The organism is Mesorhizobium sp. M1E.F.Ca.ET.063.01.1.1 (assembly GCF_003998155.1).
GTDB lineage: Bacteria > Pseudomonadota > Alphaproteobacteria > Rhizobiales > Rhizobiaceae > Mesorhizobium.
Map to the genome: position 1 here is coordinate 1 of NZ_RZSC01000465.1, position 4731 is coordinate 4731.

The 4731-nt window shown below is 63.3% G+C and carries 7 protein-coding genes and 1 pseudogene; 4 read left to right on the forward strand and 4 right to left on the reverse strand.

All coding sequences use genetic code 11. The features are described 5' to 3' along the window. The 3 genes from EOA29_RS25470 to EOA29_RS25480 all read right to left on the reverse strand — a co-directional run. Positions 1 to 279, reverse strand: a 279-nt coding sequence (locus tag EOA29_RS25470) for a hypothetical protein (RefSeq protein WP_127221784.1), incomplete at its 3' end; no start/stop codon positions are given. 151 nt (positions 280 to 430) lie between these two features. Further along, positions 431 to 670, reverse strand: a complete 240-nt coding sequence (locus tag EOA29_RS25475) for a hypothetical protein (RefSeq protein ID WP_126092341.1) — start codon at positions 668 to 670, stop codon at positions 431 to 433. A gap of 40 nt (positions 671 to 710) precedes the next feature. Next, positions 711 to 1013 carry a hypothetical protein gene (locus tag EOA29_RS25480; RefSeq protein ID WP_126092340.1) on the reverse strand — a complete coding sequence of 101 codons (303 nt, stop codon included), beginning with the start codon at positions 1011 to 1013 and terminating at the stop codon, positions 711 to 713. A gap of 237 nt (positions 1014 to 1250) precedes the next feature. Between EOA29_RS25480 and EOA29_RS25485 the strand changes: the two genes are divergently transcribed. From EOA29_RS25485 to EOA29_RS25495, 3 genes are all read left to right on the forward strand, one after another. Further along, entirely contained in the window at positions 1251 to 1967 is a 717-nt protein-coding gene (locus EOA29_RS25485; protein WP_126092339.1) for a response regulator transcription factor, read from the forward strand. Beyond that, entirely contained in the window at positions 1964 to 3373 is a 1410-nt protein-coding gene (locus EOA29_RS25490) for an ATP-binding protein (protein ID WP_126092338.1), read from the forward strand. Before EOA29_RS25485 ends, EOA29_RS25490 begins: the two co-directional genes overlap by 4 nt. Positions 3374 to 3580: 207 nt before the next feature. Then, entirely contained in the window at positions 3581 to 3949 is a 369-nt protein-coding gene (locus tag EOA29_RS25495) for a YciI family protein (RefSeq protein WP_126092337.1), read from the forward strand. 19 nt (positions 3950 to 3968) lie between these two features. On the opposite strand, the gene EOA29_RS25500 is transcribed toward EOA29_RS25495, so the two are convergent. Beyond that, entirely contained in the window at positions 3969 to 4193 is a 225-nt protein-coding gene (locus tag EOA29_RS25500; protein ID WP_126092336.1) for a hypothetical protein, read from the reverse strand. Positions 4194 to 4366: 173 nt separating this feature from the next. On the opposite strand from EOA29_RS25500, the pseudogene EOA29_RS25505 reads away from it, so the two are divergent. Then, positions 4367 to 4731, forward strand: a pseudogene (locus EOA29_RS25505) (adenylate cyclase); the annotation flags it as partial.

Below are 4731 nucleotides of genomic sequence, written 5' to 3' on the forward strand. Positions count from 1 at the left end.
GTCCATGTCGGAACCACGCTCCATGAACGCGGTGACTATCCAGGCGGCGAAGCCGACCAGCGTTGCGCCGGTGAGCACGATCAGGATCCAGCTCTGTGCCGGCGTGATGTAGTCGAAGCTCGACGAGATTACCGGCGCGAAAAGCTCCGGCTCGGTCCTGCCGCTGGCGGGATCCGGCACCGGGCTGGCTGTGAAGATGATAAGCGCTCTTGCCGCCGCGGTGGCAACCAGGCCGCCGAGCGTCAGCGAACGCATCAGGGACGAAAACCGCTTCCTCATGCGGATTGTCCTACGACACCGGCATTGCGATCGGGTTAAGGATCAAGCTTTCGCGGCGGAAGCTGCCGGGGGTGTCGGCTTCGGTCGCCAGAAACCGCCCCAGCCGAAACCGGCTGGAGCGGTTTTGTAAGGTAAGGTGCCGAGACCCGGATCAGGTCTTCGGAGCATCCTTCTTGTCGGTCTTCTTGACGACCTTCTTCTTCGAAGCCTTCTTGTGCTTCTTCGCGGCGACTTTCTTCACGGGCGGCTTTGCCGTGCTGTCAGCCGGAGCGGTGGTCGTGGTCGAAGCAGCCGGAGCAGCGGTCGTCGTGGCGGCGGCGTTGCCGAGAGACGGCATCGCGAAGGCGAGAGCGACGGCGAGACCGGTGGCGGAGAGAATGGACTTCTTCATGGCTTCATTTCCTTTTCATGCGGGTCGAGGAAGGTGAGCGTCACTGAACCGGGTCGATCGGTGTCACTCCAAGCAGCTTCAAAGCATTTGCGAGCATCCGGATGCCCTGTGCCTGTTTCTTGGCGGCGCAGAACCGGTTTCCCTTTCTTTGAAGTGCCTTCGCCGCGGTGACCTGCGTTGCCGCGGCATGGGTTTCGAGGGCTTCGTCAACTTGACGGCTGAGGTTGGTGCAGCGCTCGGCCCGGGTCAGCGACGTCACCTTTGCGTTGGAGGCTCCGACCGCGGCTGTGATGAGCGACATGCTGAGCAAAGCACCCATCAAGCTGATCCAGAACCTCTGCATTGGTCTTGCCCGTTACTCCGGAAACTTGCGTCGCAGCCGATGACCTGACCGCCACGACACCGGTTATGCCCTTGATTTTTTTCACGAGTTTTTCCCAACTGTAGAATTTTGTTTCTGAATTGTTTCTGGGGAAGCCAGCTCTTCCCAAATCGTCGCCGCTGGCCAACATGTGGCCCGAATTCTATCGTGTGGGTGATCACCGAAGGACGGCTTGACTACAGCAATCGCGGGGTTCTCGTGAAATCCGACGCGCACATACTGATCGTCGATGACGACAAGGGCATACGGGACCTGCTTCAGGAATTCTTCCAGAAGCGGGGACTGCGCACGACGGTGGCCGCCGACGGCGCCGAGATGGAGGCGATCCTGCGCCGCGTGCAGGTCGACCTCATCGTGCTGGACGTGATGCTGCCGGGAAAAAGCGGGCTGGAGCTTTGCCGCGAGATCCGCGCCAATTACACCACACCGATCATCATGCTGACCGCGGTGACCGAGACGACGGACCGCGTCGTCGGCCTCGAGATGGGCGCGGATGACTATGTGCCGAAACCCTTCGATCCGCGCGAGTTGCTCGCCCGCATCCGCGCTGTTCTGAGGCGCAACGGCACCGCCGAGCCGCGCCGGCCCGCCGCCAAGCAGATCTACCGGTTCGCCGGCTGGACCATGGATTGCTCGCGCCGCCGCCTGACGGCGCCCGACGACGTGCGGGTGGAGCTGACGATGGCCGAGTTCAATCTGCTGCAGACCTTCGTCAAGAGCGCGCAGCGCGTGCTCACCCGCGAACAGCTCATCGAGCTTTCGGGTGGCGACACCGGCTACAGCTTCGACCGCAGCGTCGATATCCTGGTGAGCCGCCTGCGCCGCAAGATGGAAGACGACCCGAAGACGCCGAAGCTGATTCTGACCGTGCGCAGCGGCGGCTATCAGTTTCTGCCCGAAACGACCTCCGAATGAGACGCTTCCTGCCGCAAACCCTGCCGGTCTGGGTGCTGCTCATCGTCATCGCCAGCCTGATGATCAGCCAGGTCGCGACGCTCTATATCGTGGCGCGCGACCGCGCTGCCGCCAACGATGTGGTTGATCTCTACCGGCTGAACGACCGCGCCTATTCGCTGGTGCAGCTGATGCATGACGCCACGCCCGAGGAGCGCAAGGCGACCGCATCCGGCCTGTTCAATGCCACCTATGCGCTGACCGTTTCGGACACTCCTGCCGTCACCTCCTCGATTGCCGGCGACGACCAGCTTGCCGAGCTGGAGGACATTCTGGTCGGCCGCCTGTCCAAGTTCGGCATCACCGACGCGCGCGTGCGGCGCGATCCGGCAACGCAGGAAGCCGATGTCCCGGACGGCCAGGTGATGAACAGGGATGTCGGCCAGGTCGAGCGCGATCTTCTGGTGCTGGCCGCGGACTTTGCGCAGAGCGACAAGCTGACGGCGTCGCTGCGCTTTTCCGACGGCCAATGGCTGAACTTCACCGAGCCGATCACGCCGGCGGGGCCGATCCTGAGTTGGGACAGCCTGCCGCTCTATTCGCTGATAGCGGGATTGATCGTGGTCATGTCGATCTGGTCGCTGCGCCGGCTGACGGCGCCTTACCGCATGATGGAGACCGCGGTGAACCGCATCGGCAACGACCTGAAAAGCCCGCCGATCGCCGAGAGCGGCAGCCGCGAGATCCGTGCCGCGGCGAAAGCGGTCAACGCCATGCAGATGCGCCTGCGCGACTATGTCGAGGACCGCGAACACCTGGCGGCAGCACTTGCGCATGATCTGCGCACGCCGCTGACCAGGATGCGGCTGCGTCTCGAGTTGCTGCGCAAATCAGCCGCTCGCGAAGCCCTTGCGCATGACCTCGCCGACATCGAAAGCATCGCCAGTTCGGTGATCGACTTCGCCAAATTCGAGGTCACGGAGGAAAAGGCCGAGCGGATCGATTTCTGGTCGCTGGTGGAATCCGTCGCCGACATGTTCGAGGATGCTTCCTTCGACGAAGACGCCACACCTTCGCGCGGCCTGATCTGCATCGCGCGGCCGGTGGCGCTGCGCCGCTGCATCACCAATCTCGTCCAGAACGCGGTCACCTATGGCAAGAAGGCGCATATCGGCGTGCGACGGTCGGGTGATACGATTTTGCTCACCATCCGCGACGAGGGGCCGGGCATCCCGCAGGCAAAGCTGGATCAGGTGTTCGCTTCCTTCGTGCGCCTCGAACAGTCGCGCAACCGCGAGACCGGCGGCCTGGGTCTCGGCCTCACCATAGCCCGCAACATCGCTCGCGGCGCCGGCGGCGAGATCAGCCTTTCCAACCATCCCGCCGGTGGCCTGCTGACGGAGCTGTGCCTGCCGCTGGCAGCTTGAGTCAGGAGGCGTTTTCCCGACTGCCGTCGGGACTGGATCGGCCTCGCCATCCTTGTGATAGTGCGGCCGCTCTCTACAGCGCCGCGCGTCCTCTTGCGCAAAGGACGCTGCAGCACTTCAATTTGGTGGATGATCCTTTCCGAACCGAAGGTCAGCAAAGCAAAAATCGATTCCGATTTTCGGGGTCATGCACGAGGAAACCGCTCCATGTTCTATGCGATCCTTGCCTATCACGTCGAAGAGACCGTCCAGTCCTGGACGCCCGACGAGGATGCAGCCCTCATGAAAGACCTGCTCGAGATCAACGACAGGCTGACGCGCGCCGGCAAGCTGGGGCCGGCGGCAAGGCTGGGCGAGACCGCTAAAGCGGTCACGCTGCGCGGTCCGGGCGACGGCATGGTGATCGACGGTCCCTTTACCGAGACAAAGGAGCAGTTGCTCGGCCTCTATGTGCTGGATTGCGCGGACCAGGACGAGGCGATCGCGGCGGCGCGCGATCTCAAGCGCGTCAATCCCACCGCGGTCTACGAGATACGGCCGATCGCCCTTTATCTACCCGGCGCGCCGCTGGCCTGATTCCAGGAAAAGTGACGGTTCACCGCAGCGGGCGGCGGCCGCGAGCCGCGACATCGGCGGGAGCTTCATCGGCCGGATACCCGAAATCCTTCAGTTCCGACATCGACAAGCCGGCCAAAGCCCTGCGCTGCATGGCATCCTGGTACCGGCGCCGGAGCCCGACGAAGATCGTCGCGATATTGGCCGCGAGCGTGCCGGCACGGCGGGTGGTCGGCTGGAAGGTCCTGAGGCTGATGTAGGTCATTGTCATTCTCCCTCGTTCGAACTCACGAGGGCAATGTCCCACCGGCGCGCTTTGCCAATGTTCATCCAAGCGTGAAACCGTAGGAAAAACCGCGCTAAATCGTCGTTAAGTCGGTGGCGGGACGTGATATTCTGCCCATGGCTTTTTTCACGGGGGCAGGAGTGCGCATCCGATTGCTTGGCGGCATCGAGGTTGTCTTCGCAGGCGGGCAACCTCTGCACTTCGCGACGCGCAAGACGTCGCTGCTCTTTGCCGCGCTCGTTCTGGCCGGGCCCAAGGGCCTTCGCCGCGAGAGGGTGGCGGCGATGCTGTGGGCCGGCAGCGGCGAGCAGCAGGCGCGAAACAGCCTGCGCCAGGCTCTGGTCGACATCAGGCGGCTGTTTCCGTCCACCGGCGACGAAGCCATTCGCATCGAAGGCAGTGCCGACACCATCTGGCTGGCGGCGAATGCCGACGAGGCCGACATCTGGATTTTCGACCGGAACTGTCAGGCCGATGAAGGCACAAGCCTCGCGGCAGCGGCCGACCTCTATCGGGG

What these genes read in the sequence shown, in the direction of transcription:
- EOA29_RS25475 (WP_126092341.1), bottom strand. Translation starts at nt 670, where the DNA reads ATGAAGAAGTCCATTCTCTCCGCCACCGGTCTCGCCGTCGCTCTCGCC.
- EOA29_RS25480 (WP_126092340.1), bottom strand. Translation starts at nt 1,013, where the DNA reads ATGCAGAGGTTCTGGATCAGCTTGATGGGTGCTTTGCTCAGCATGTCG.
- EOA29_RS25490 (WP_126092338.1), top strand. Translation starts at nt 1,964, where the DNA reads ATGAGACGCTTCCTGCCGCAAACCCTGCCGGTCTGGGTGCTGCTCATC.
- EOA29_RS25495 (WP_126092337.1), top strand. Translation starts at nt 3,581, where the DNA reads ATGTTCTATGCGATCCTTGCCTATCACGTCGAAGAGACCGTCCAGTCC.
- EOA29_RS25500 (WP_126092336.1), bottom strand. Translation starts at nt 4,193, where the DNA reads ATGACCTACATCAGCCTCAGGACCTTCCAGCCGACCACCCGCCGTGCC.